A 24,402-nucleotide genomic window follows, 5' to 3' on the forward strand; every position below is an offset into this window, starting at 1 on the left:
GCATTCACCACCGGAACGGGCACCAGGCGCTCAGGCGATGACGCTCGGCTCCCGCCACTGCGGGCGGCTGGTGCGGTCCAGGTCGTAGCGGACCGCCGCGAGGCGCCCGACCGCCTCCACCAGCTCGTCGGCGGGCAGCGTGAAGGGCAGCCGCAGGAAACGTTCCAGCGTCCCGTCCAGGCCGAACCGGGGTCCGGGCGCCAGCCGTACGCCGACCTCCTCGGCCGCGCGGGCCAGCGCGCTGGAGATCGGGCCGTCCAGCTCGGCCCAGAGCGTGACACCGCCGCTCGGCACGCGTACGCGCCAGTCGGGCAGCCGGTCGGCGAGCGCCGCGACCAGGGCGTCCCGCTGGGCGACGAGCTGGGCCCGGCGGGCCGCCACGATGGCCGGCGCCTCGGTGAGCAGGTGCACGGCGACGAGCTGGTCGAGCACCGGGCTGGCCATGTCCACCCCGACCCGGGCCGCGGCCAGCCGCTGCACCTGGGGCGCGGAGGCGCGTACCCAGCCGATCCGCAGCCCGCCCCAGTAGGGCTTGCTCATGCCGCCGATGCTGATCACCCGGGAGTGCCTGTCGAAGACGGCCACCGGCGGCGGCAGCGTGGTGTCGTCCAGCGGCAGGTCGACGAAGGACTCGTCGACCACCAGGTCGGTGCCGGCCGCGTGGGCCGTGCCGACCAGCCGCTCGCGCAGGTCGGCGGCCATGAGGTGGCCGGTCGGGTTCTGGAACTCGGGGATCACGTACGCGAGCTTCGGCCGGGTCTGCCGGAGGCTGCCGAGCAGAAGTTCGGCGTCCCAGCCCTCGTCGGACAGGCCGTGCGTGGCGATCCGGGCCCGCCGGGCGGACAGCGCGGCCAGCGCGTTGGGGTAGGTGGGCGACTCGACGAGCACGGCGCCGCCGGGCGACGGGGCCAGCCGCAGCACCAGGTCCAGCGCGTGCTGGGTGCCGCTGGTGACCATGATCTGCTCCGGGCTGGTGGGCAGACCGCGTTCGGTGTAGGCGCGGGCCACCGCCTCGCGCAGCTCGATGATGCCGGTCGGGTGGTAGCCGGCGCCGCCGAGGTAGCGGGGCAGGTCCTCGGCCGCGGCCCGGGCGGCGGGGACGAGCTGCGGTGGCGCGGACAGCGCGGCCACGCCGAGGTCGATCATGTCGCGGTCGTCGAGCGGCGTCCACAGGCCGGTGCTGGCCACCCGGTGCCCGCCGGGCAGCATGGTCCAGCTCCCCGCGCCCCGGCGGCTGGCCAGGTGGCCGCTCTCCCGCAGTTCCCGGTACGCGGCGGTGACAGTGGTCCGGCTGATCCGCAGCGCCTCGGCCAGCTCCCGCTCGGCCGGCAGGCGTACCCCGAGAGGCAGCCGCCCGTCGGCGAGCAACCCGCGGACGGCGCCGGCGAGCGCGGCGTAGTCGGGGCTGCGCCGGCGGCCCGGCAGGGCATGCCACTGGCCGAGGAGTCGCGCCAATTGGACGCCGCGCACCTGGCTGGTCATGGCCACACCTCCGAAATTGGCACCCTTGAGAGCCGCGATTGGCCCCTAGGGTGGCATGCATGGCACAGCTTGGCAATCTCCGGCACCGACCGGTGCGACGGCTCACCCAGCTCTACGCCGGGCTGGTCCTCTACGGCGTGAGCATGGCGCTGATGATCCGGTCGGAGCTGGGGCTGGACCCGTGGGACGTGTTCCACCAGGGGCTCGCCCGGCAGACCGGCCTGTCCTTCGGCACCGTCACCATCGCCGTCGGAGCCCTCGTGCTGCTGCTCTGGATCCCGCTGCGGCAGCGGCCCGGCCTCGGCACGGTCAGCAACGTCGTGGTGATCGGACTGGTCGTCGACGCCACCCTGACCGTGCTGCCGCCCGGAGAGGGCATGCCGGCACGCGTCGCGCTGCTCGTCGCCGGGATCGTCGCCAACGGCGCCGCCACCGGCCTCTACATCGGCGCCGGGCTCGGCCCCGGCCCGCGCGACGGGCTGATGACCGGCTTCGTCGCCCGCCACCCCCGCTTCTCGGTCCGGCTGGTCCGCACCGTCATCGAGATCACCGTGCTGGCGCTCGGCTGGCTGCTCGGCGGCACCGTCGGCCTCGGCACGGTGGCGTACGCGCTCACCATCGGCCCGCTGGCCCAGTTCTTCATCCCGGTCTTCGCGCTGCCCGCACGGCCGGCGGCCGGTGCGTACGCTACGTGACCGCAGCCGGGCCGACCGCCACGGCCCGGTACCGACCGCAACGCGCTGAGCTGCGACGACGCACAACCGGGAAACCAGGTGTTTCCTCCGCCGTCGCGGCCGGGCATCATTCCTGCATGGGGGAGAACGGATGGCGTTGGAGCGACGCCTGGATCTTCGTCGCGCTTGTCATCGCCAGTGGCGCCGGCCGGCACCGGCGGGCCGCCGCGACACGCCGCCCCGAAGGCGTACGGCTGGCCGACGTCCTCTCCACAGCCGACCACCTCAACCAGGCCATCCCGGAGCGGCACGAGGTGGAGGGCGCAGTCCGGCGGCTCGTCGGCGCGGGCCTGGTCAGCGTGGCCGACGGCTGGTTCCGGGTCACCCCGGACGGTGAGCGGCTCTGGCGCACCCGGCCCAGCGCCGGTCTCGGCACCACAGTGGACACGGTGCAGGGCGTGCTGACCCGGCGGCACCCGCCCGCCGAGTCCGAGTGGCACCTCGACGAGGACGACCACGCCGCCGCCGTGCAGGAGTACGTGGTCCGGTCGATCCCGATGCCGCGCCGCTCCCCCGAGGGGCACTCCGGCCGGCAGTGACCGCCGCCTCAGCGCACCGGGTGGCCCGCGCCGCGCAGCGCGTCCTTGACCTCGCCGACTGTGAGTTCGCCGAAGTGGAAGACGCTCGCCGCGAGCACCGCGTCCGCCCCGGCGCCGACGGCCGGCGGGAAGTGGGCCACCTCGCCCGCGCCGCCGCTGGCGATCACCGGCACGTCGACCACCTCGCGGACCGCCTGGATCAGCGGCAGGTCGAATCCGGCCTTGGTGCCGTCGGCGTCCATCGAGTTGAGCAGGATCTCGCCCGCGCCCAGCTCGGCGCCGCGCGCCGCCCACTCGACCGCGTCCAGCCCGGTGCCCCGCCGGCCGCCGTGCGTGGTCACCTCGAAACCGCTCGGCGTCGTGCCGTCCGGTGCGCGGCGCACGTCCAGCGAGAGCACCAGGACCTGCCGGCCGAACCGGTCGGCGATCTCGGCGATCAGCTCCGGCCGGGCGATGGCCGCGGTGTTCACGCCGACCTTGTCCGCACCGGCGCGCAGCAACGTGTCGACGTCGGCGACCCGGCGGACACCGCCGCCCACTGTCAGCGGGATGAAGACCGACTCGGCGGTGCGCCGCACCACGTCGAGCATGGTGCCCCGGTCGCTGGACGAGGCGGTGACGTCGAGGAAGGTCAGCTCGTCCGCGCCGGCCCGGTCGTACGCCGCCGCCAGCTCCACCGGGTCGCCGGCGTCACGCAGGTCGAGGAAGTTGACCCCCTTGACCACGCGCCCGGCGTCCACGTCCAGACACGGGATGACCCGTACCGCCACCGTCATGCCCCGAGCCTAACGAACGCGCGGGCGGTGGTGACCCGCCGGTGAGGCCGGTCACCACCGCCCGCGGTGGAGTGCGTTCGCACCGGTCAGAGACGGACCAGCATCTTGCCGAGGTTCTCGCCGCGCAGCAGGCCGAGGAACGCCTCGGGGGCCTGCTCGATGCCGTCGACGATCGTCTCGTCGTACGACAGCCGGCCCTCCCGCAGCCAGCCCGCCACCTCCTGCACGAACTGCTCCCGCAGGTGACCGTGGTCACCGACGAGGAAGCCGCGCAGCGTCAGCCGCTTGCCGATCACCAGCGCCAGGTTGCGCGGCGCGGCGGGCGGCTCGGTGGCGTTGTACTGCGCGATCATGCCGCAGATGGCGGCCCGGCCGTGCAGGTTCATCGCCCCGATCGCGGCCTCCAGGTGATCGCCGCCGACGTTGTCGAAGTACACGTCGACGCCGTCCGGGGCGGCTGCCTTGAGCTGCTTGTACACCGGGCCGTCGTGGTAGTCGAAGGCGGCGTCGAAGCCGAGCGCGGTGAGTCGTTCCACCTTCGCCGCGGAACCGGCGCTGCCGATCACCCGGCCGGCGCCGCGCAGCTTCGCGATCTGGCCCACCATGCTGCCGACCGCGCCGGCCGCGCCGGAGACGAACACGGTCTCCCCCGGCTTCATCGCCGCCACGTCGAGCAGCCCGGCGTACGCGGTCAGCCCGGTCATGCCGAGCACGCCCAGGTACGCGGTGACCGGCGCCAGGCCGGGGTCGACCTTGCGCACGCCCTTGGCGTCCACCAGCGCGTACTCGCGCCAGCCGAACCCGTGCAGCACCGTGTCGCCGGGCTTGACGCCACCGGCCTCGCCGGCCACCACCTCACCGATGGCGCCGCCGTCCAGCGGGGCGTCGAGCGCGAACGGCGGCACGTACGACTTGACGTCGTTCATCCGCCCGCGCATGTACGGGTCGACGGACATGAACCGGTTGCGGACCACTACCTGTCCCGGGCCCGGCGTCGGCACCTCGGTGGTGACCAGCCGGAAGTTCTCCGGCGTCGGCCAGCCGTCCGGCCGGGACGCCAGATGGATCTCCCTGTTGACGCGCGCCTCACTCATCGGGCCTCCTCGGTTCGCACTGCGGGGCTCCGCTGCGCTGCACTCCTCGTGCTCACAGGGCCTCGCGGACCGTGCGGGTCACCTCGACGTTCCCACGGGTCGCGTTGGAGTAGGGGCAGACCTGGTGGGCCGCGTCGACGAGCTGCTCGGCAGCCGCGCGCTCGACAGCGGGCAGGTCCACCACGAGCGTCACGGCCAGGCCGTAACCGCCGCTGCCGTTCGGGCCGATGCCCACCTCGGCCTCGACGACGGAGCCGGAGACGTCCGCCTTGGCCTGACGGGCCACCACGCGCAGCGCGGAGTGGAAGCAGGCCGCGTAGCCGGCCGCGAAGAGCTGCTCCGGGTTGGCCGCGCCGCCGGCGCCACCCATCTCCTTCGGTACGGCGAGGTCCAGCTCGACCGTGCCGTCGGAGGTCCGGACGTGACCGTCGCGGCCGTCGCCGGTGGCGCGGGCGGAGGCGGTGTAGAGCACCTGCATGTCACTGCTCCTTCTGTCGGTGGATCGTCTCGGTGACCCGGGTGAGGATGCCGTGGAGGAAGACCAGCTCGGCCTCGGTGAGCCCGGTGGCGGATGCCACCTGCCGCGGCACGTCACCCATCCGCTCCCGCAGCGCCCGGCCCCGGTCGGTGAGGCCCACCTCGACCCGGCGCTCATCCGCCGCCGAGCGGGTACGCACCACCAGACCGGCCGCCTCCAGCCGCTTGAGCAGCGGGGAGAGCGTGCCGGAGTCGAGCCGGAGCGCAGCGCCGAGCTCGGAGACCGTGGGGGCGTCGTCGTCGTGCTCCCAGAGCACCAGCAGCACCAGGTACTGCGGGTAGGTCAGCCCGTGCTCGTCGAGGATGGGCCGGTAGACGTCGGTCAGGGCGCGCGACGCCGCGTAGAGCGCGAAGCACACCTGCCGGCGCAGTACCAGATCATCGGTCACGCCCTGAACCGTAGCGTGCAATCAAGTTGTGCACAACTCATCGGGGCGTGGAGCGGTGCGGCGCCGGTCACCCGGCACCGCTCAGCGCTCCGGCAGGTACGCCTCCAGCTCGACCTCGACCAGGAGATCCGGGTCGATCAGCCCGGCCACCACCACCATCGTGGCGACCGGGCGCACCGGGCCGAACACCGCGTTGTGCGCCCGGCCCACCTCGTCGGCGTAGATCCGGTCCGTCACGTACATCCGGGTCCGCACCACGTCCCCCGGCCCGGCGCCGACCTCGGCCAGCGCGTCCAGGCCGATCCGGATCGCCTGCGCGGTCTGCGCCGCCGCGTCGCCGGCGTGCGCGACCCGGCCGTCGACCGTGGACGTGCAGCCGGCCGTGATCGCCAGTGTGCCGGCCCGGACCACCCGCGAGTAGCCGTAGAGCGCCTCCCACGGGCCGCCCGAGCCGAGCCGGGTCACCACCCCGGCGTCCACCGGCCTCTCGGCCGGCTCGGCCGTCACGCGCCGGCCCGCAGCGCCGCCAGCGCCTCGGCAACGGTGAACGCGCCCGCGTAGAGCGCCTTACCGGCGATCACGCCCTCCACCCCCACGGGCTCCAGCGTGGCCAGCGCCCGCAGGTCGTCCAGCGTGGACACACCACCGGAGGCGATCACCGGGGCGTCGGTGCGGGCGCACACCTCGCGCAGCAGGTCCAGGTTCGGCCCGCGCATGGTGCCGTCCTTGGTGATGTCGGTGACCACGTACCGCGCCGCGCCCGCGGCGTCCAGCCGGGCCAGCACCTCGTAGAGGTCACCGCCGTCGCGGGTCCAGCCGCGCGCCGACAGGGTACGGCCGCGCACGTCCAGCCCGATCGCCACCCGGTCGCCGTACTCGCCGCAGATCCGGTCGCACCACTGCGGATCCTCCAGCGCGGCGGTGCCGATGTTGACCCGGGCCGCCCCGGTGCCGAGCGCCGCCCGCAGCGACTCGTCGTCACGGATGCCGCCGGACAGCTCCACCTTCACGTCCAGCTTGCCGACCACCTCGGCGAGCAGCGCGGCGTTGGAGCCCCGCCCGAACGCCGCATCCAGGTCGACCAGGTGGATCCACTCCGCGCCGTCGGACTGCCAGGCCAGCGCCGCGTCCAGCGGATCGCCGTACGCGGTCTCGCTACCGGCGGCGCCCTGCACGAGCCGGACGGCCTGGCCGTCGGCGACGTCCACGGCGGGCAACAGGGTGAGGCTCAACGCTTCTCTCCTCGGATCCTCAACGACGGTCCAGCGCGATCACCACGATCGCGGGCAGGACCAGCAACAACAACACGACCAGCACCAGCCGCAGCGCGAGGTCGTCCACCAGACTCCAGATGGCGGCCACCGCCACCGCGGTGAGCACCAGGATCGTCGCCCGCTCGCGGCGGGTGTGCCGACGCAGCCGGCCGGTACGGCCGCGCCGCAGCGACGGCGTCAGCCGGCGTACCAGAGAACGACGCCGCTCCCGGCGTGCCACCCGGCGGGCGCGGACGGCGCGCGCCCGCTCCTGCTCGGCCTCGCGCTCCGCGCGGCGGCGGGCCCGCTCCTTGCTCACGCGGACGCCCGCGTGCCCGCCAGCGGGCCGGTCACAGCGTGCCGAGCCAGTTGCGCAGCAGCGCGGCACCGGCGTCGGCGGACTTCTCCGGGTGGAACTGCGCGGCCGAGAGCGGCCCCCGCTCCACCGCCGCGACGAAGTCCGCGCCGTGGTGCGCGGTGGTCACAGTGGCCCCCGCCTCGGCCAGCGCCGCCGGGTCGGTCACCCCGTAGGAGTGGACGAAGTAGAACCGGGTGCCCTCCGGCAGTCCGGCGAACAGCGTCGAGCCGGCCGGCGGCCGCACGGTGTTCCAGCCCATGTGCGGCAGCCGCCGCGCGGGCAGCCGGGTCACGCCGCCGGGCAGCAGCCCGAGCCCCTTGGTGACCACGCCGTGCTCCTCGCCGTGCCCGAAGAGGATCTGCATGCCGACGCAGATGCCCAGCACCGGCCGCCCGGCGGCGACCCGGTCGGCGATGACCGGCCCGGCGCCCAGCGCCTCGATCCCGGCCATGCACGCGGCGAACGCGCCCACGCCCGGCACCACCAGGCCGTCGGCCGACGCGGCGGCGTCGAGGTCGTCGGTGACAGTCACCTCGGCGCCGGCGCGCGCCACCGCGCGCTCGGCCGAGCGCAGGTTGCCCGAGCCGTAGTCGAGCACCACCACCCGTGCCATCAGCTCTCCCCCGGCAGCAGCCAGAGCACCCCGGCGACGGTGGCCAGCACGGCCAGCAGGCCGGTGATCACCACGGCGGCGCGGGGGGCGCCCTGCTTGAGCAGCGACCACGTCCCGCCGACCAGCAGGCCGGCCAGGATCAACAGAAGCGTGGGCAGCACCTTCATCAGAGCCACCTTCCATTCGCGACTGCGGGACTCCGCTGCGCTGCGTTCCTCGCGCTCATCAGAGAGCGCCCTTCGTCGACGGCACCACACCCGCGTTACGCGGATCGATCGCGGTGGCCTCGCGCAGCGCGCGGGAGACGGCCTTGAACTGCGCCTCGACCACGTGGTGCGCGTCCGGGTGGCCGCCGGGACGAGCCGCGCGCAGCACGTCCACGTGCAGCGTGATCCGGGCCGACTGGCCGAACGACTCCCAGATGTGCCGGGTCATGCTCGTCGGGTAGACCGGCCCGATGTACGGGGCCAGCGCCGGCTCGTCGTGCACCACGTACGGGCGGCCGGACAGGTCCACCGCGGCCCGGACCAGCACCTCGTCCATCGGGACGGTGGCCGAGCCGTACCGCCGGATGCCGGCCTTGTCACCCAGCGCCCGGTCGAACGCCGCGCCCAGCGCGAGCGCCGTGTCCTCCATCGTGTGGTGCGCGTCGATCTCCAGGTCGCCGACGGTGTGCACGGTCAGGTCGAAGCCGCCGTGCCGGGCGATCTGGTTGAGCATGTGGTCGTAGAAGCCGACGCCGGTCTCGATGTCGGCCTTGCCGGTGCCGTCGAGGTCGATCTCGACGAGCACCTTCGTCTCGTTTGTGACCCGCTCGATCCGGGCGATCCGGCTCATGAAACTGTCTCCATCGCGGTGAGGAAGGCGTCGGTCTCGGTCGGGGTTCCGGCGGTGACGCGCAGCCAGCCGGGCAGGCCGACGTCGCGCACCAGCACGCCGGCATCGAGCAGGGTACGCCAGGCCACCGCCTGGTCCCCCTCGACGGCGAACAGCACGAAGTTGGCGTCGCTGTCGGCCACCCGGTGGCCCCGGGCGCGCAGCTCGGCGACGATCCGGTCCCGCTGCTCCTTGATCGCGGCCACGGTGCCGAGCAGAGCATCCCGGTGCGCCAGCGCCGCGCGGGCGGCGGCCTGGGTGAGTGCGGACAGGTGGTACGGCAGCCGGACCAGCTGCACCGCGTCCACCACCGCCGGGTCGGCCGCCAGGTAGCCGAGCCGGCCGCCGGCGAACCCGAACGCCTTGCTCATGGTGCGGGTCACCACCAGCCGCGGGTGCCCGGGCAGCACGGCGAGCGCGCTCACCGTGCCGGGACGGGCGAACTCGGCGTACGCCTCGTCCACGATCACCATGCCCGGTGCCTCGTCCAGCACGGCGGCGACCACCGCCGGGTCGAGCGCGGTGCCGGTCGGATTGTTCGGCGAGCAGAGGAACACCACGTCCGGCCGGTGCTCGCGGACCTGGGCCACCGCCTCGCCGGCGGTGAGCCCGAAGTCCTCGCCGCGCCGGGCGGGCACCCACCGGGTGCCGGTGCCGAGCGTCAGCAGCGGGTGCATCGAGTACGCCGGGGTGAACCCGAGCGCGGTGCGCCCCGGACCGCCGAACGCCTGGAGCAGCTGCTGCTGGATCTCGTTGGAGCCGTTCGCCGCCCACACGTGGTCGGCGGTGAGCCCGTGGCCGAGGTAGGCGGCCAGGTCGGCGCGCAGCGCCACCGCGTCCCGGTCCGGGTAGCGGTTGAGGTCGCGCAGCTCGGCGGCGACCGCCTTGCCGATCGCCTCCACCACCGGCTCGGGCACCGGGTAGGAGTTCTCGTTGGTGTTCAGCCGCACCGGCACGTCGAGCTGCGGTGCCCCGTACGGCGTCCGTCCGCGCAGGTCGTCGCGGATCGGCAGGTCGTCGAGCGTGGTCACGACGCCCCGCCCCCGGGGAACCGGACGCTGACCGCCTGGCCGTGCGCGGGCAGGTCCTCCACGGTCGCCAGCGTGACCACGTGCGGCGCCACGTCGCGCAGCGCGTCCTGGGTGTATTCGACCAGGTGCACGCCGCGCAGGAACGACTGCACGGACAGCCCGGAGGAGTGCCGGGCGCAGCCGCCGGTGGGCAGCACGTGGTTGGAGCCCGCGCAGTAGTCGCCGAGCGACACCGGCGACCAGGCGCCGACGAACACCGCCCCGGCGTTGCGGACCCGCAGCGCCCACTCGCGGGCGTTCTCGGTCTGGATCTCCAGGTGCTCGGCCGCGTACGCGTCGACCACCCGCAGCCCTGCCTCCAGGTCGTCGACCAGGACCACGCCGCTCTGCTCGCCGCGCAGCGCGGTGCCGATCCGCTCGGCGTGCTTGGCCGCCGGCGCCTGCCGGGCCAGCTCCGCGTCGACCGCGTCGGCCAGCGCCGTGGACGGGGTGACCAGCACGCTCGCGGCCAGCGGGTCGTGCTCGGCCTGGCTGATCAGGTCGGCCGCGACGTGCGCCGGGTCGGCGGTGTCGTCGGCCAGGATCGCGATCTCGGTCGGGCCGGCCTCGGCGTCGATGCCGACCACGCCGCGCAGCAGCCGCTTCGCGGCGGTGACCCAGATGTTGCCCGGACCGGTGATCATGTCGACCGGCTCGCAGCGCTCGTCCCCGGCCGGGTCGACGCCCGCGCCGTACGCGAGCATGGCGACCGCCTGGGCGCCGCCGACCGCGTACACCTCGTCCACGCCGAGCAGCGCGCACGCCGCGAGGACCCGCCGGTCGGGCAGCCCGTCGTTGTCCTTCTGCGGCGGGCTCACCACCACCAGGGAGCGCACCCCGGCCGCCTGGGCCGGGACCACGTTCATCACCACCGTCGACGGGTACATGGCCAGGCCGCCGGGCACGTAGAGACCGACCCGGTCGACCGGCACCCACCGCTCGGTCACAGTGCCGCCGGGCACCACAGTCGTGGTGTGGTCGGTGCGGCGCTGGTCGGCGTGGACCTTGCGGGCCCGGGTGATCGACTCCAGCAGCGCGGCGCGTACCTGCGGGTCCAGCTCGTCCTCGGCGGCGCGGATCGTCTCGACCGGCACCCGCAGCCGCTCCGGCGAGACGCCGTCGAACCGTTCGCTCGCCTCCCGGATCGCCGGGTACCCATGGTCCCGGACCGCCTCCACGAGCGGGCGGATCCGCTCGACCGCCACGGAGACGTCGAGCTGGGCACGGGGCAGCAGGCGGCGCGGGTCACGGGCCCCGCCGCGCAGGTCGATCCGATTCAGCACGCCTGCGAGTCTAGGCCGCCGCCGGTGTCACCGGCCGGGGCCGCCCGCACGCCGGGACGGTGAGCCGGGACACGCGCGGGCGGGCGGGTTGGCGATACGCTCGATCACGTGAGCGCACGGCTGCCGGTGTTCCCGCTCGGGACCGTCCTCTTCCCCGGGCTGGTCCTTCCGCTGCACATCTTCGAGGAGCGCTACAAGGCGCTGGTGCGCCACCTCGTGGGCCTGCCCGAGGGCGCGCCGCGCGAGTTCGGCGTGGTGGCGATCCAGGCCGGCTGGGAGGTCGCGCCGGCCGGGCCGCCGGGGCGTTCCGGGCCGCCCGGCGGCGACGTCACGCTGCACGAGGTGGGCTGCACCGCCGAGCTGCGGCAGGTCACCGAGCTGGCCGACGGCGGCTTCGACATCGTCACCGTCGGGCGGCGGCGGTTCCGGGTCGCCGAGGTGGACGCCTCCGCCGAGCCGTACCTGACCGCCGAGGTGGAGTGGCTGCCGGAGCCGGACGGCCCGGACGAGGTCTCCGACCTGCTGGCGGCCCGGGTGATCTCGGTGTTCCGGCAATACCTCGGCCTGATCCGGCCGGACCAGCAGGAGATCACCGAGCAGCTGCCGGAGGATCCGACGGTCCTGTCGCACCTGGTCGCCGCGACCGCCGCGCTGACCGTCGCCGACCGGCAGCGGCTGCTCGCCGTCGACGACACCGCCGGGCGGCTGCGCGCCGAGCTGCGCCTGCTCAACCGGGAGACGGCGTTGCTGCGGCAGGTGCGCGCGGTGCCGGTGCCGCTCAGCGAGCTGGCTGGTCCCCCGGCGCCGAACTGAACCCGGGCGGGGGCGGCGGCCAGGCCGCGTCGGGCTCCGGCTCCGGCCGCAGCGACGGCCACCGCGACCAGCCCGCCAGCAGCGTGTACGTGACGGCGGCGCCGAACGCGGCGAGCAGCAGGTTCCCGTGCGGCACCGGCAGCGGGCCGTACCAGTCGACGCCCCCGGCGCGCAGGTCGACGGGCTTGGTGAAGGCGGTGCCCGGCGGCGCGGTCTCCACCAGCCGCTGGAACGTCGACAGCCCGATCCGGCGGCCGACCTGCCAGGCCACCACCGCCGCGCCGAGACCGCCGAGCGTCACCGCGAGCAGGCCGGCCGGGCCGCGCCGGCGGCGCAGCAGCACCCACAGGGCGATCGCGGCGAGCACGCCGAAGCCGAGCGTCAGGAGGCTGAACCAGCCGTCCGCGGCGATCGGCTGCTCCGGCTGCGTGGTCGCGTAGACCGTGCCGGCGGGGGTCTGCCGGACCGGGGTGGCGGGCGCCGCCCATGCCCACAGCAGGCCCAGCGGCGCGCCGAGCGCGGTGAGCAGCGCGACCACGCCGAGCGTGGTGAGCAACGGGCGGCCGGATCGGGTGGCGTCGGCGCCGGGTAGCTCCGCCACCACGCCCGGGTATCCGGCGAGCGGGTCGGCGCCGGGCGCGGTGACCGGCGTGCCGGCGGGTACCGGCAGGCCGCCGGGCCAGCCGGGCGGCTGCTCGCGCTCGGGCCACGCGCCGCCGGGAAGCGGGGCCGCGTCGCCGGTACGCGCGTCGGTGCCGTCGGTGCGCGCGTCGGTGCCGTCGGTGCGCTCGCGCGCCCGCTCGGGCTCAGGGGTGTCCGGACTCACCCGTTGATCCTCTCAGGCCCGGGCACGGCTCGGGGCGGTGGTCGGCGCTCAGCGCGCGAACGGTTCCAGCATCACCGCTGCCGCCTTGAGCCAGGCGTTGCGGGTCTCGGCCTGGAGCTGGTGGTACTCGATCGAGGAGCCGGTCTCCAGCGCCGGGTCGTAGGGCACCACGGCGACCGCCCGGGTCCGGGTGGCGAAGTGCCGTTCCAGGTCGTCCTGCAACGAGGTACGCCCCGGCGTGGGGCAGGAGATCAGCGTGACCGCGTTGTCGGCCAGCTCGCCCATGCCCACCTCGTGCAGCAGGTCGAGCATCCAGTCCGCGCTGAACGCCGCGTCCTCGCGCGGCACAGTGGTCACCACGAGCTGGTCGGCGGCCTGCATGACGGTGCGCCAGTTCGGGCTCTCCACGTTGTTGCCGGTGTCCACGCAGACCACCTCGTGGGTGCGGCGCAGCAGCTCCAGCACCCGCTTGACGGTGAACTGGTCGAGCCGCTGGGCGAAGCGTGGGCTCTCCTCGCCGGCCAGCACGTCGTACGAGCCGTCGGAGGCGTGCCGCAGGTAGTCGTCGAGGTGCGACAGCAGCGTGTTGCCTTCGAGGATCTCGATCTGCGCCAGGTCGTGGATCAGGTGGCGGATGGTGCGGGCGTGCCGGGCGCTGCCGGCCCGCAGACCGAGCGTGCCGCGCAGCTCGTTGTCGTCCCAGGCGAGCACGCCGCGCCCGCGGACGCTGCCCACCGTCGCGGCGGCGAGCACGGTGGCTGTGGTCTTGTGCACCCCGCCCTTGGGGTTGGCGAAGGCGAGCACCCGCGGGGTGCCCAGCTCGCGGCGCAGCACGCTGGTGGCCCGTTCCAGTTCCGGGTCCGGCTCCGGGGCGCGCCACTGCACCTGGGCCGCGTCGACCCGGCCGGAGCGGCCCTCCAGCGGGCGGCGGGGCGCGGGCACCACCGGCTCCGGGGCGGGCGGCGTGTCCGGCCGGTAGCGGCCCCGGTCGAGCAGCGCGTAGCGGGACTCGGGCGGGGGCGGCGCGGGCCGGTAGCCGCCGTCGAGAAGGGAGTACCGGGACTCGGCCGGCGCCTCGGCCCGGCCGCGCGGCTCCGGACGGGCCGGGTCGGGCCGCCAGGACGGTTCCGGGCGCGGCTCGGCGGTGAACGGCTGCTCGGGGCGCGGGTCGGGCGCGAACGACGGGTCGGCGCGCCAGGACGGGTCGGGCGGATAGGGCTGCCCGGCGCGCCAGGACGGCTCGGGGTCGCTGCGGTAGGCCGGTTCGGCCTGGTAGGCCGGCTCGCCGTCGTGCCGGGGATCGGCGCGGAAGGCCGGGTCGACCCGGAACGTGGCCTCGGCCCGGTAAGCGGGCTCCGCGCCGTACGACCCGTCGGGGGCCCGGCCGACGGCGGTGGCGCGGCCGGTCCACCCGGTGCCCGCGCCACGGCGGGGCAGCGGGTCGGGCGGCGGCGCCGGTTGCTCCTCGACGTGCCGGTCGGCGTCGGCGTGCTCCGCGCCGCGACCGCCGAGCCGGGCCCGGTCGAGCAGCGCCCGCCACCGCGGTGCCGGCTCGCCCTGCCGACCCCAGCCGGTCTCGCTGCCGTCCAAGGATTCGCCCTCCCCCAGCCCATCGATCTCCGCCTGACAGGCTACGAACGAAACCCTATTCGGACCACTCCCCGCGCCGCACATCGCCCGGTGGCCCGCCGCACCATGGGATCGGCCCGGTCGCCGTGTGCCCCGATGTCTCAGGAGGTGGGAGCGGGATTGGGCGCCCCGGAGCCGGTGACGGACCCGGGGGCGGTGGGTGAAGGTCCGCTCACCGTCCGTGCGGCTTCCGACGAATCGCCCATTCCGCCTGCCTCGGCCGGCCCGGTGTCGGCCGGCGGCCGGACCACGTCACGCTGCTCGGGAAGCGGCGGGGTGAACACGGTCCGGTCCAGACGTGTCACCTCCGGCGCCGGGTCCACCACCCGCACGCCCGGACGACCGGCCAGCCCGCGCAGGGCGTCCGGCGGGGCACTGACGACCGCGGCGTAGACGCAGGCGCAGCCGGTCCGGTACGCCTCCGCCTCGCGGGCGGCGACCTCGGCGCCGCTGTCGTACACCCGGCGCAGTTCCGGATCGGCGGTGGCGGCGGCGCGGGACCGGTAGTCCGCGGTCTCCCGGTCCTTGCGCGTCGCGACGCCGGCCATCCCGGCCACCACGTCCCGGGGCAGGGTCAGCGCCGCGATCCGGACGATCTCGGTCTGCCGGCCGGGCAGCGGCACCCGTGCCACCACCGCCGAGACCCGCGTGCCGTCCAGCGCGGCGGCCGCCCGCGCCGGGGTCAGGTAGCCGTCGAACGAGACCAGCGCGTAGCCGTCGGGCGCGTCGAGGCGGGCCAGTTCGTCCCCGGCGGCGCGCAGGTACGCCGGGATGCTCGCGCCGCCGGTCACACCGACCCGGGTCACCTCGCCCACAGTACGGTCGCTCACCGGGCGGTCCCGCCGCTGTGCCACCGCCACCACGAGCACCACCAGCGCGCAGGCCAGCGCGAGCCAGGTCAGCGCGGCGGACCGGGACCGGCGGGGCCGCGCGGCGTCGTCACTCACGTCAGTCGCGCAGGATCTCCAGCGCCCGGGCCAGGTCGTCCGGGTACTCGCTGACGAACGTCACCTCGTCGCCGGTGCCCGGGTGCGCGAAGCTCAGCGAGCGGGCGTGCAGCCACTGCCGGGACAGACCGAGCCGGGCCGACAGCGTCGGGTCCGCGCCGTAGGTCAGGTCGCCCACGCAGGGGTGCCGCATGCTGGAGAAGTGCACCCTGATCTGGTGCGTACGCCCGGTCTCCAGCCGCACGTCGAGCAGGCTGGCGGCGGGGAACGCCTCGAGCGTGTCGTAGTGCGTGATGCTCGGCTTGCCGCCGGAGACCACGGCCCAGCGGTAGTCGTGGTGCGGGTGCCTGTCGATCGGCGCGTCGATGGTGCCGCGCAGCGGATCCGGGTGACCCTGCACCACGGCGTGGTATCGCTTCTCCACCTCGCGGTACTTGAACGCCCGCTTCAGCGCGGTGTACGCGCGCTCGCTCTTGGCCACCGCCATGATGCCGGTGGTGCCCACGTCGAGCCGGTGCACCACACCCTGCCGCTCCGCGGCGCCGCTCGTGGAGATCCGGTGGCCGATGCCGGCCAGCCCGCCGATCACTGTGGGGCCGGTCCAGCCCGGGCTCGGGTGCGCCGCCACCCCGACCGGCTTGTCGACCACCACGATGTCGTCGTCGGCGTACACCACTGTCAGGCCGGGCACGGCCTGCGGCACCACCGCGGGCGGCGCGGCCGGCGCGGGCAGCGTGACCTCCAGCCACGAACCCGCCTTGACCTTGTACGAGTTGGGCCGGGCCACGCCGTCGACGAGCGCGTCGCCCGCGTCGATCAGGCCGGCGGCGGCGGTACGGGAGAGCCCGAGCAGGCGGGACACGGCCTGGTCCAGGCGCATGCCGTCGAGGCCGTCCGGCACGGGCAGGGAACGGGTGTCGCCGCCGGCGGCGAACGCGGAGGTCACGCGCTCTCCCGCTGCTCGGCCGGGGCGGCGTCGTCGCGCTTCTCGTCGCGCAGCCGGGAGCCGTCGCGCTGCCGGCCGGTCAGCTCCAGGAAGACCGCGAGCACCACGCCGCACACCAGTGAGCTGTCGGCCAGGTTGAACACCGGCCAGACCTGGCCGTACGGGTCGAAGAGGCTGATCATGTCGACCACGTGGCCGACGAAGTGCCCTGGAGCGCGGAAGATCCGGTCGATCAGGTTGCCGAGCGCGCCGCCCAGCACCAGGCCCAGCGACACCGCCCACGGCAGCGAGCGCAGCCGCAGCGCCATCCAGGCGATCCACCCGATCACCACGAACGTGATGATCGGGAAGATCCAGGTGTGGTCGGAGCCGATGCTCCAGGCCGCGCCGCTGTTGCGGGTCAGGCTGAGGTAGACCGCGCCGCCGAGCAGCGACACCGGCTCCCGGCCGGTCAGCTCGGCCAACGCGAGCTGCTTCGTGCCGAGGTCCGCCAGCAGCGAGAACAGGGACACGCCGAGCAGCAGGCCGACGGCCTTACGGCGGGGCGCGCCGGCGCCCGTCTCGGTGGTGCCGGACCCGGCGGGCGGTGCTGCGGTCATCTGCTCCCCATCGACGCTTGCGACGGCGTGGTCACCGTCTGCCGTACGGCCGCCGGGGAGCGGTGATCAGCGCCGCTCCGCCAGCTGCTTGCACGTCACGCAGAGGGTGGCCGACGGGAACGCGGCGAGCCGCTCCACCGGGATCGGGTTGCCGCACCGCTCGCACCAGCCGTAGCCACCCTCGTCGAGGCGCTCCAGCGCGCGCTCGACCTGCGTGATCCGTTCCTTGATGCTGTTGGCGAGAGAGATCTCCTGCTCCCGCTCGAACGTCTTGGTGCCGGTGTCGGCCTGGTCGTCCCCGGCCGAGTCGGTCAGCCGGTCGCGCTGCAGCTCGGTGATCTCACTCAGCGTCTGATCGTACTCGGCGTTGAGCTCGTCCCGCCGTGCCGCCAGGGCGGCCCGGATCTTCTCGGTCTCCGCCGCGCTGCGGGTGGCCTTCGCCACCGGCTTGCGACCGGCGGTCCTGGTGTCGGCTGGCTTCGCCATCGTCAGCTCCCTCAGCCGCGTGGCGCGGCGGTCAGCGGTGCGTGGGCGGGACGCCGTCGTCGGCGTCGTCCGCGTACGGAAGGGTGCACGGCGAGCGGGCCCGCCGTGCACTCCGGAGGTTGGCAAGAATACGGAACGTACAGGCGTCCGACAACGTGCCGCACCGTCGTCCCACGTATCCGCCCCGGACTGCCATCAATCGGGGCAAAAGGAACGGTAGCAGATCAGCGGGCCGGCTCCTCGCCGTACTCCCCGAACCACCTCGCCAGCCGGCCCCGGCGGCTCACCGCCCGCAGCCGCCGCTCGGTCTCGTCCCGTACGCCCGCGGTGGCGACGATGAGCAGGCTGTCCCCGACCTTGAGCCGGGTGTCGGCGCCCGGCACGAAACCGGCACCGTCGCGCAGCACGAGCGTCACCGCCGCGCCGACCGGCAGCCGCAGCTCGTCCACGTGCACCCCGGCCAGCCGCGACCCGGCCGGCACCTCCATCTGGAGCAGGTCGGCGCGCATCCGTTCCAGCGGGGCGGTCTCCAGCAGGATCTCGCTCGCCTCGGCCGGCGCGGTCACCCCCAGCCGGCGGGCCGCCGGCGCCAGCGTCCCGGCCTGGAGCAACGTGAAGATCACCACCAGGACGAAGACGGCGTCGAACAGGCGGGCCGCGCCCGGCACGTGCAGCGACAGCGGGATGGTCGCCAGCACGACCGGCACCGCGCCGCGCAGCCCGGCCCAGGACAGGAACAGCTGCTCGCGCAGGCTCACCCGGAACGGCAGCGCGGAGACCGCCACCGACAGCGGCCGGGCGAGCAGCAGCAGGGCCAGCCCGGTGATCACGGCCGGCAGCACCGCCGCGTCCAGCCGGCTCGGCGAGACCAGCAGGCCGAGCAGCACGAACAGGCCGATCTGGGCCAGCCAGGCCAGCCCGTCGGCGAAACCGAGGATGGCCTGGCGGTGCGGCAGCCGCGAGTTGCCGAGCAGCACGCCCGCGACGTACACCGCGAGGAAGCCCGAGGCGTGCAGCACCGAGCCGGCCGCGTACGCCAGCACGGTGAAGCCGACCACCGCGATCGGGTACAGGCCGGCCGACGGCAGCGCGGCCCGGCGCAGCGCGTACCGGCCGGCCAGGCCCGCGCCGACACCGACCGCCGCGCCGGCGCTCAGCTCGTAGCCGAGCAGCAGCACCTCGTACCACCAGGGGTGGGCGGCCTCGACCCCGGCGCGGGACAGCAGCAGCACCAGCAGCACGACCGGGGCGTCGTTCACCCCGGACTCGGCCTCCAGCGCGGCCACCAGCCGGGGCGGCAGGCGCAACCGGCGCAGCGTGGCGAACACGGCCGCCGCGTCGGTGGAGGAGAGCACCGCGCCGTAGAGCAGCGACAGCCGCCAGTCCAGGCCGAGCAGCAGGTGCACCACCACGCCGACGACCACGATGCTGACCACGACGCCGACCGTGGACAGCGCCGCGGCCAGGCCCAGCACCGGCCGCAGCGTGCTCCACCGCGCGGTCAGCCCGCCCTCCGCGATGATCACGATGAGCGCGCAGAAGCCGAGCACCCGGGTCAGTTCGACGTCGTCGAACCGGATGCCCAGGCCGGCCTCGCCGAGCAGCACGCCCAGCGCCAGGTAGACCAGCAGGCTCGGTACGCCGAGCCGGGTGGAGAACCGCACCGCGCCCACCGCGACCAGCAGCACGGCAGCGCCCACGAGCAGCGCGACGTCGAGCCCCGGGGTCATCGCCGGCCGGCCGGACCGGACCTCACGCCGTGCTGCCGTCGCGCAGCCGGCGCAGCACCTCGGGCAGCCCGTCGTGCGGGCGCTCGACCAGGAACAGCTTGTCCCGGCTGGCCGCGCCGGACCGCAGCGACACGGTCGCCGGCCGGATGCCGAGCGCGTCGGCGAGCGCGCGCCGGGCCGCCTCGGTGGCGCGGCCGTCCACCGCGGGCGCGTGCACCGCGACGACGAGCGCCGGACCGTACGGCCCGTCGAACCGCCCGCCCACCCGGGCGCGGGCCGCCCCGGGCTTCACCCGCACCGCGACGGTGAGTGTGTCCGCGATCGTCATGGTCAGCGCGGCCGGGCCTCGGCGAGCAGGGTGGTGGCGGCGGCGCAGTGCGCGCACGGGGTGAAGCCCAGCGCGACCGCCTCGGCGACCGGCAGCGGTTCGTCCTCCCGGCCCACCAGGTGCGGGCAGCCGGGCAGGTGGAAGCGGGGATGGCCGTCGACCACCAGGACCTCGTCGGGCAGCCGGACCAGCCGGGCGACCTCACCGGTGGAGAGGAACTCGGCCGGCGGGTCGCCGTCGAACGCCTCGCCCGGTGCGGGCGAGGTGGGCCGTGCGGTCTCCGGCACGCGCGGGCCGGGCGGCGAGTAGGGCGCCGCGTCCGCGGCCACCGGATCCGGCGCCGCGTACGGCCCGGCGGCGGGCTCGCCGTCGAACGCCGGCGTGTACGGCCCGGCAGCGGGCTCGGTGCCGGACACCGGCGTGTACGGCCCGGCAGCGGGCTCGGTGCCGGACACCGGCGTGTGCGGCCCGGCGTCGAACGGCTCGGCCGGCGGTGAGTACGCGGCCGGCGGCGGGGCGTCGTCCGGCTCGGTCACCGGCGACCCGGGCGGTTGCCGCCACCCGGATCCGCCGGCGCCGAACGTGGACGTGTGGTGCGGGACCGGGCTCACCGGCTCGTCCGGGGACGGGACGGTGTGCGCGGTCCGCAGTCGCGGCCCGGTCTCCCGGCCGGCCGTGGCCCGCGCCGCGGCGGCCTGGCGGGCGAACGCGACGAAGGCGACGGCGGACAGCAGGCTGGCCGCGATCGAGACGATGAGCAGGAGGCTGGATCCGCCGGCGAGGCCGGCGATCAGCAGCACGACCGCGACGAGGATGAGCAGGATGCTGGCGGCTACCACGGCTCACCCCCGGCCGCGTCGTGTCGGTCTGGGCGGTCGGTGGCCGTCACGGGGACGGCCACCGACGCGGGATCAGCGGCCGGACTCGAGCGAGCCCGCGCGGCCACCGCCGTAGGAGCCGGCGAGACCGGCCGCGGCGAGACCGTTGCTGCCGGCGGCACGGGTGCCCTCGGCGCGGTTCATCTCCACCTCGAGGCCCTGGCCGCGACCGTCGAGGTCACGCAGCTGGCTCTCCAGGTACGCCTTGAGGCGGGTGCGGTACTCGCGCTCGAACTGCTTGAGCTCCTCGATGTGCTTCTGCAGCGCGGTGCGCTTGGCGTCCAGGCCGCCCATGGCCTCCTGGTGCCGCTGGCGGGCGTCCCGCTCCAGGGCGTCGGCCTTGGCGCGCGCCTCCCGGGTGACCTCCTCGGCCTTCGAACGGGCCTCGGAGAGCAGCTGGTCGGCCTCGCGACGGGCGTCGGAGACGTGGTCGTCGGCGGTGCGCTGGGCCATCATGAGCACCCGCAGCGCCTGCTGCTCGCCGTCACCGGTCACGCCGGCCGGGCCGCCCTGCGTGCGCACCTGCTCCAGCTCGGCCTGCATCGCGCGGGCCGCCTGCTCGGCGGCCGCCTTGTCGCGCTGCACCCGGTCGAGCTGGGCCTTGACGTCGTTGAGCTCCGCCGCGAGGCGGGCGTCACCGCCGGGGCCGGCGGGAGCGCCACCCCGACCGCCGCGCTCCACCTGGGCGCGCAGCTCGTTGTTCTCCTCGATCAGACGGGCCAGCTCGCGCTCGACCTCGTCCAGGAAGGCGTCGACCTCCTCCTCGTCATACCCCCGCTTGCCGATCGGCGGCTTTTTGAAGGCGACGTTGTGAACGTCGGCCGGGGTCAGCGGCATCGAAACTCCTCGGGTCAGTTGCGGCCGCGAAAGCGCTCTGGTCAGGCAAACGCGAAGATCAGGCGCCTAAACACGAACTCCATCAGCACGAACAGGATAACCAGGAGCACAAGGGAGGCCAGGTCGATGCTCACGGTACCAATTCGCAGTGGCGGGATCACACGCCTCAACGCTCGCAGGGGCGGATCAGTGACGCTCCACACGACTTCCAGTCCCGCCGACGCTCCCCGCCCCGGTTGCCAGCGGCGACCATAGGCCAGCACCGCCCCGAGAACAAATCGCGCCAAAAGGACAATTAGGAAGATGTACAGCAGCAGGTAGAGCACCTGGAACAGGATCGACAACACGGCAGGCGACGTCCCTCGGTCGTGCGGCTCAGCTCAGGCTGAAGAAGCCGCCCTCAGCGATCTTGGCCTTGTCCTCCGCGGTGACCTGGACGTTGGCCGGTGAGAGCAGGAACACCCGGTTGGTCACGCGCTCGATCGTACCGCGCAGACCGAACGCGAGCCCGGCGGCGAAGTCGACGAGCCGGCGGGCGTCCGCCTCGTCCATCTCGGTGAGATTGATGATCACCGGTACGCCGTCGCGGAAGTGCTCGCCGATCGTCCGCGCCTCGCGGTACGTGGTCGGGTGCAGCGTGGTGATCTGGTAGCGCTGCTCGTCCTCCGGCGCCACGCGCTCCCGCTCCCGCGGCTGGGCCTGCGGCGCGAGCGCGAGGTTGTCCCGGGTGTGGTAGGTCAGCGCGCCCGAGGTGTCACCGGCGGAGGACCGGGTGATCGACCGGACGCTGGACCGCTCGGCCCGCTCCGGGCGCTCGGCCTCGGCCCGGTCGGCGTCGACCGCGCGGCTGGAGGCGCGCTCGGACAGCCGGCCCCGGTCGCCGAGCCGGCTCCGCGTCGTCGGCGGCTCCTCGGCCTCGTCGTCGTCCTCGTCGGCGAACTCCTCGGCGTACCGGCTCGACCGGTAGCGCGACGATTCCCGGTAGCCACCCTTGTCGTAGCCACCGTCCTCGTACGCCCGCTCGTCGTCCTCCTCGACGAGACCGAGCCAGACCCCCGCCTTGCGCAGTGCACCCATCCCCGCGCCCTTCCGTCCGCCGTGCGGCACGCGCCCCCGTGCCGTGTCGCTTGATCACGAGTGGACGATCATGCCCACCGGACCGGATCGGCAATCCCCTGACGCGCGGTTCGCGGTCCGCCCGTCACGGCCCCCGGCTACGGGAACGCCGTCCTGAACAACACTGATGTAATTTGCTTCCGTCGTGGTGAGGCTACCGCAGCGCAGGGCGCATTCCGAGCAACGCGCTGCCGACACGGACATGTGTCGCGCCGTGCCCGATCGCGCTCTCCAGGTCTCCGCTCATGCCCGCCGACAGCACCGTCGCGTCCGGATGATCGGCCCGCAGTGCCGCTGCCACCTCGGCCAGCCGGGCGAACGCCCGGTCCGGCTCCCAGCCCAGCGGCGCCACCGCCATCAGGCCCGCCAGCCGCAGACCGTCGGCGCCGGCCACCGCCGCGGCCACCGGGTCGAGCCCTCGCTGCGGATCGGCCGCGCCCGGCAGCGCCCCGCCCCGGGCCGGGTCGCCGTCGATGCTCACCTGCACCAGCACGTCCAGCGGCCGGTCCCGGACCGCGCCGGCGGCGGCGTCCAGCGCGGCGGCCAGCCGGACGCTGTCCACCGACTGGACCACGTCGGCGTACCGGACCACCGAGCGGGCCTTGTTGCGCTGCAACTGGCCGATGAAGTGCCAGCGCGGCGCGGCCCCGGCGGCGGCGACCGCCTCCGCCTTCGGCGCCGCCTCCTGGTCGCGGTTCTCCCCGACGTCGCTCACGCCGAGCCCGGCCAGCGCGACCACGTCCGCCGCCGGGTACGTCTTGGTCACCGCGACCAGTGTGACCTCGTCGCGCTGCCGCCCGGCCGCCGCGCAGGCGTCGGCGATGCGGGCCCGGACCCGGGCCAGGCCGGCCGCGAGTTCGGCACGCCGCTCGGGCCGCACCGCCGTCTGTGACTCCGTCATCGGCGCGGCTCAGGACCCGTTCTTCAGGAAGTCGGGCACGTCGACGTCGTCGAAGAGCACCCGGCGCGACGGCTGCTGCGGCGCCGGCATGGTGGCCGGCGGGCTCACCGGCGCGTTCGGCTGGGCCGGCGGGTTCTGGTTGCTCTTGCGCGGCGCTTCCACCGCCTTGTACGCCGGCGTGCCCCCGTCGAAGCCCGCCGCGATCACGGTGACCCGCACCTCGTCGCCGAGCGCGTCGTCGATGACCGCACCGAAGATGATGTTCGCGTCCGGGTGGGCCGCGTCGGTGACCAGCTGCGCCGCATCGTTGATCTCGAACAGGCCGAGGTCCGATCCGCCGGCGATGGAGAGCAGCACGCCGCGCGCGCCGTCCATGCTCTGCTCGAGCAGCGGGCTGGAGATCGCCGCCTCGGCCGCCTCGACGGCGCGGTTCTCGCCCCGCGCGCTGCCGATGCCCATGAGCGCGCTTCCGGCGCCGCTCATCACGCTCTTCACGTCGGCGAAGTCCAGGTTGATCAGACCCGGCGTCGTGATCAGGTCGGTGATGCCCTGGACACCGGAGAGGAGCACCTGGTCGGCGGTGCGGAACGCGTCCATCATGGAGATGTTGCGGTCGCCGAGCGCGAGCAGCCGGTCGTTCGGGATCACGATGAGCGTGTCGCACTGGTTGCGCAGTTCCTCGATGCCCGCCTCGGCCTGGACCTGCCGGCGCTTGCCCTCGAACGAGAACGGCCGGGTGACCACACCGATGGTGAGCGCACCGAGCTTGCGGGCGATGTTCGCCACGACCGGCGCGCCGCCGGTGCCGGTGCCGCCGCCCTCGCCGCAGGTCACGAACACCATGTCGGCGCCCTTGAGGACCTCCTCGATCTCGTCGCGGTGGTCCTCGGCGGCGTTCTTGCCGACGTCCGGGTTGGCGCCCGCGCCCAGTCCCCGGGTCAGCTCCCGGCCCACGTCGAGCTTGACGTCGGCGTCGCTCATCAGCAACGCCTGCGCGTCGGTGTTGATCGCGATGAACTCGACGCCCTTGAGCCCAACCTCGATCATCCGGTTGACGGCGTTGACGCCGCCGCCCCCGATGCCGACGACCTTGATGACCGCCAGGTAGTTGTGCGGAGGTGTCATCTCCGGTCCTTTCCCTTCGAGATTGGCATGGGCCGACCCCACACGGCTTGGCCGGATCAGCGGTCGAGCACTCCCCCGTGGCCTCCGACGGCTGAACTCTCACCCTCTACTAGAGGCTTAGAGTTATGTCAACCACTGATCTCTTCGGGGCAACGTATGCGCCGCCGCGCCAGGAGCCAAGGACCTGTTCCGGCGTGTCGCCGACCGAGCGACAGGGGACACAGCGCGGGCTCGCTG

At 74.5% G+C, this 24,402-nt stretch carries 30 protein-coding genes; 3 read left to right on the top strand and 27 right to left on the bottom strand.

Annotation, left to right across the window (positions count from 1 at the left end; all coding sequences use genetic code 11):
- Nucleotides 1-30: 30 nt before the first annotated feature.
- Nucleotides 31-1,482, bottom strand: a complete 1,452-nt coding sequence (yczR, locus tag MICAU_RS22115) for a MocR-like transcription factor YczR (protein WP_013287570.1) — start codon at nucleotides 1,480-1,482, stop codon at nucleotides 31-33.
- Between the two features lie 59 nt (nucleotides 1,483-1,541).
- Between yczR and yczE the strand changes: the two genes are divergently transcribed.
- Nucleotides 1,542-2,177, top strand: coding sequence for a membrane protein YczE (gene yczE / locus MICAU_RS22120; RefSeq protein ID WP_013287571.1), 636 nt, complete (start codon nucleotides 1,542-1,544; stop codon nucleotides 2,175-2,177).
- A 116-nt stretch (nucleotides 2,178-2,293) separates the two neighbouring features.
- Nucleotides 2,294-2,755: a hypothetical protein gene (locus tag MICAU_RS22125; protein ID WP_013287572.1), complete on the top strand. Its 462-nt coding sequence runs from the start codon at nucleotides 2,294-2,296 to the stop codon at nucleotides 2,753-2,755.
- A gap of 8 nt (nucleotides 2,756-2,763) precedes the next feature.
- Here MICAU_RS22125 and hisF read toward each other — a convergent pair whose 3' ends face one another.
- From hisF to hisD, 12 genes are all read right to left on the bottom strand, one after another.
- Nucleotides 2,764-3,531: an imidazole glycerol phosphate synthase subunit HisF gene (hisF, locus tag MICAU_RS22130; protein WP_013287573.1), complete on the bottom strand. Its 768-nt coding sequence runs from the start codon at nucleotides 3,529-3,531 to the stop codon at nucleotides 2,764-2,766.
- A gap of 86 nt (nucleotides 3,532-3,617) precedes the next feature.
- Complete coding sequence (locus MICAU_RS22135) at nucleotides 3,618-4,625, bottom strand: NADP-dependent oxidoreductase (protein ID WP_013287574.1); 1,008 nt, start codon at nucleotides 4,623-4,625, stop codon at nucleotides 3,618-3,620.
- A 52-nt stretch (nucleotides 4,626-4,677) separates the two neighbouring features.
- Nucleotides 4,678-5,103, bottom strand: coding sequence for an organic hydroperoxide resistance protein (locus MICAU_RS22140; protein WP_013287575.1), 426 nt, complete (start codon nucleotides 5,101-5,103; stop codon nucleotides 4,678-4,680).
- A gap of 1 nt (nucleotide 5,104) precedes the next feature.
- Entirely contained in the window at nucleotides 5,105-5,551 is a 447-nt protein-coding gene (locus MICAU_RS22145; protein ID WP_013287576.1) for a MarR family winged helix-turn-helix transcriptional regulator, read from the bottom strand.
- 81 nt (nucleotides 5,552-5,632) lie between these two features.
- A complete protein-coding gene (locus tag MICAU_RS22150; protein WP_013287577.1) occupies nucleotides 5,633-6,058 on the bottom strand; it encodes a Rid family hydrolase in 426 nt (141 codons plus the stop codon).
- Nucleotides 6,055-6,783: a bifunctional 1-(5-phosphoribosyl)-5-((5-phosphoribosylamino)methylideneamino)imidazole-4-carboxamide isomerase/phosphoribosylanthranilate isomerase PriA gene (priA, locus tag MICAU_RS22155; protein ID WP_013287578.1), complete on the bottom strand. Its 729-nt coding sequence runs from the start codon at nucleotides 6,781-6,783 to the stop codon at nucleotides 6,055-6,057. Before priA ends, MICAU_RS22150 begins: the two co-directional genes overlap by 4 nt.
- A 19-nt stretch (nucleotides 6,784-6,802) precedes the next feature.
- A complete protein-coding gene (locus tag MICAU_RS22160; RefSeq protein ID WP_013287579.1) occupies nucleotides 6,803-7,123 on the bottom strand; it encodes a hypothetical protein in 321 nt (106 codons plus the stop codon).
- A 31-nt stretch (nucleotides 7,124-7,154) separates the two neighbouring features.
- Nucleotides 7,155-7,775, bottom strand: a complete 621-nt coding sequence (gene hisH, locus MICAU_RS22165; RefSeq protein ID WP_013287580.1) for an imidazole glycerol phosphate synthase subunit HisH — start codon at nucleotides 7,773-7,775, stop codon at nucleotides 7,155-7,157.
- The gene (locus MICAU_RS32750) at nucleotides 7,775-7,942 is read right to left on the bottom strand and encodes a hypothetical protein (RefSeq protein ID WP_013287581.1); all 168 of its coding nucleotides are present in this window, start codon (nucleotides 7,940-7,942) and stop codon (nucleotides 7,775-7,777) included. Before MICAU_RS32750 ends, hisH begins: the two co-directional genes overlap by 1 nt.
- 58 nt (nucleotides 7,943-8,000) lie before the next feature.
- Nucleotides 8,001-8,612, bottom strand: coding sequence for an imidazoleglycerol-phosphate dehydratase HisB (hisB, locus tag MICAU_RS22170; RefSeq protein WP_013287582.1), 612 nt, complete (start codon nucleotides 8,610-8,612; stop codon nucleotides 8,001-8,003).
- Nucleotides 8,609-9,682, bottom strand: coding sequence for a histidinol-phosphate transaminase (locus tag MICAU_RS22175; RefSeq protein WP_013287583.1), 1,074 nt, complete (start codon nucleotides 9,680-9,682; stop codon nucleotides 8,609-8,611). Before MICAU_RS22175 ends, hisB begins: the two co-directional genes overlap by 4 nt.
- Nucleotides 9,679-11,004: a histidinol dehydrogenase gene (gene hisD, locus MICAU_RS22180; RefSeq protein ID WP_013287584.1), complete on the bottom strand. Its 1,326-nt coding sequence runs from the start codon at nucleotides 11,002-11,004 to the stop codon at nucleotides 9,679-9,681. Before hisD ends, MICAU_RS22175 begins: the two co-directional genes overlap by 4 nt.
- Nucleotides 11,005-11,112: 108 nt before the next feature.
- Here hisD and MICAU_RS22185 point away from each other — a divergent pair, with 108 nt between their 5' ends.
- A complete protein-coding gene (locus tag MICAU_RS22185; protein WP_013287585.1) occupies nucleotides 11,113-11,817 on the top strand; it encodes an LON peptidase substrate-binding domain-containing protein in 705 nt (234 codons plus the stop codon).
- Here the strand turns inward: MICAU_RS22185 and MICAU_RS22190 are convergent.
- From MICAU_RS22190 to ftsZ, 14 genes are all read right to left on the bottom strand, one after another.
- The gene (locus MICAU_RS22190) at nucleotides 11,783-12,643 is read right to left on the bottom strand and encodes a DUF2567 domain-containing protein (protein ID WP_013287586.1); all 861 of its coding nucleotides are present in this window, start codon (nucleotides 12,641-12,643) and stop codon (nucleotides 11,783-11,785) included. The two genes, MICAU_RS22185 and MICAU_RS22190, sit on opposite strands and share 35 nt — an antisense overlap.
- Nucleotides 12,644-12,691: 48 nt before the next feature.
- The gene (locus MICAU_RS22195; RefSeq protein WP_013287587.1) at nucleotides 12,692-14,233 is read right to left on the bottom strand and encodes an ATPase; all 1,542 of its coding nucleotides are present in this window, start codon (nucleotides 14,231-14,233) and stop codon (nucleotides 12,692-12,694) included.
- Between the two features lie 140 nt (nucleotides 14,234-14,373).
- Nucleotides 14,374-15,219 (bottom strand): hypothetical protein, encoded by an 846-nt coding sequence (locus MICAU_RS22200; protein WP_013287588.1) that lies wholly within the window; start codon nucleotides 15,217-15,219, stop codon nucleotides 14,374-14,376.
- 1 nt (nucleotide 15,220) lies between these two features.
- Entirely contained in the window at nucleotides 15,221-16,165 is a 945-nt protein-coding gene (locus tag MICAU_RS22205) for an RluA family pseudouridine synthase (RefSeq protein WP_013287589.1), read from the bottom strand.
- A complete protein-coding gene (gene lspA / locus MICAU_RS22210; protein WP_013287590.1) occupies nucleotides 16,162-16,764 on the bottom strand; it encodes a signal peptidase II in 603 nt (200 codons plus the stop codon). The genes MICAU_RS22205 and lspA overlap by 4 nt, the downstream gene beginning before the upstream one ends.
- Before the next feature lie 66 nt (nucleotides 16,765-16,830).
- Nucleotides 16,831-17,250, bottom strand: coding sequence for a TraR/DksA family transcriptional regulator (locus tag MICAU_RS22215; protein ID WP_013287591.1), 420 nt, complete (start codon nucleotides 17,248-17,250; stop codon nucleotides 16,831-16,833).
- Nucleotides 17,251-17,474: 224 nt separating this feature from the next.
- Nucleotides 17,475-18,980: a potassium/proton antiporter gene (locus tag MICAU_RS22220; RefSeq protein WP_013287592.1), complete on the bottom strand. Its 1,506-nt coding sequence runs from the start codon at nucleotides 18,978-18,980 to the stop codon at nucleotides 17,475-17,477.
- 22 nt (nucleotides 18,981-19,002) lie between these two features.
- Nucleotides 19,003-19,308 carry a DUF167 domain-containing protein gene (locus MICAU_RS22225; RefSeq protein ID WP_013287593.1) on the bottom strand — a complete coding sequence of 102 codons (306 nt, stop codon included), beginning with the start codon at nucleotides 19,306-19,308 and terminating at the stop codon, nucleotides 19,003-19,005.
- 2 nt (nucleotides 19,309-19,310) lie between these two features.
- Nucleotides 19,311-20,147 carry a chromosomal replication initiator protein DnaA gene (locus tag MICAU_RS22230; protein WP_013287594.1) on the bottom strand — a complete coding sequence of 279 codons (837 nt, stop codon included), beginning with the start codon at nucleotides 20,145-20,147 and terminating at the stop codon, nucleotides 19,311-19,313.
- Nucleotides 20,148-20,219: 72 nt separating this feature from the next.
- Nucleotides 20,220-21,023 (bottom strand): DivIVA domain-containing protein, encoded by an 804-nt coding sequence (locus MICAU_RS22235; protein WP_013287595.1) that lies wholly within the window; start codon nucleotides 21,021-21,023, stop codon nucleotides 20,220-20,222.
- A gap of 41 nt (nucleotides 21,024-21,064) precedes the next feature.
- Nucleotides 21,065-21,370 (bottom strand): YggT family protein, encoded by a 306-nt coding sequence (locus MICAU_RS22240; protein WP_013287596.1) that lies wholly within the window; start codon nucleotides 21,368-21,370, stop codon nucleotides 21,065-21,067.
- A gap of 28 nt (nucleotides 21,371-21,398) precedes the next feature.
- Nucleotides 21,399-22,100, bottom strand: a complete 702-nt coding sequence (locus MICAU_RS22245) for a cell division protein SepF (protein WP_013287597.1) — start codon at nucleotides 22,098-22,100, stop codon at nucleotides 21,399-21,401.
- A 193-nt stretch (nucleotides 22,101-22,293) separates the two neighbouring features.
- On the bottom strand, nucleotides 22,294-23,040 hold the full coding sequence (locus MICAU_RS22250) for a YggS family pyridoxal phosphate-dependent enzyme (protein ID WP_013287598.1): 747 nt from the start codon (nucleotides 23,038-23,040) through the stop codon (nucleotides 22,294-22,296).
- Between the two features lie 9 nt (nucleotides 23,041-23,049).
- Nucleotides 23,050-24,165 (bottom strand): cell division protein FtsZ, encoded by a 1,116-nt coding sequence (gene ftsZ, locus MICAU_RS22255; protein ID WP_013287599.1) that lies wholly within the window; start codon nucleotides 24,163-24,165, stop codon nucleotides 23,050-23,052.
- Between the last annotated feature and the right edge of the window lie 237 nt (nucleotides 24,166-24,402).

The organism is Micromonospora aurantiaca ATCC 27029, from assembly GCF_000145235.1.
GTDB lineage: Bacteria > Actinomycetota > Actinomycetes > Mycobacteriales > Micromonosporaceae > Micromonospora > Micromonospora aurantiaca.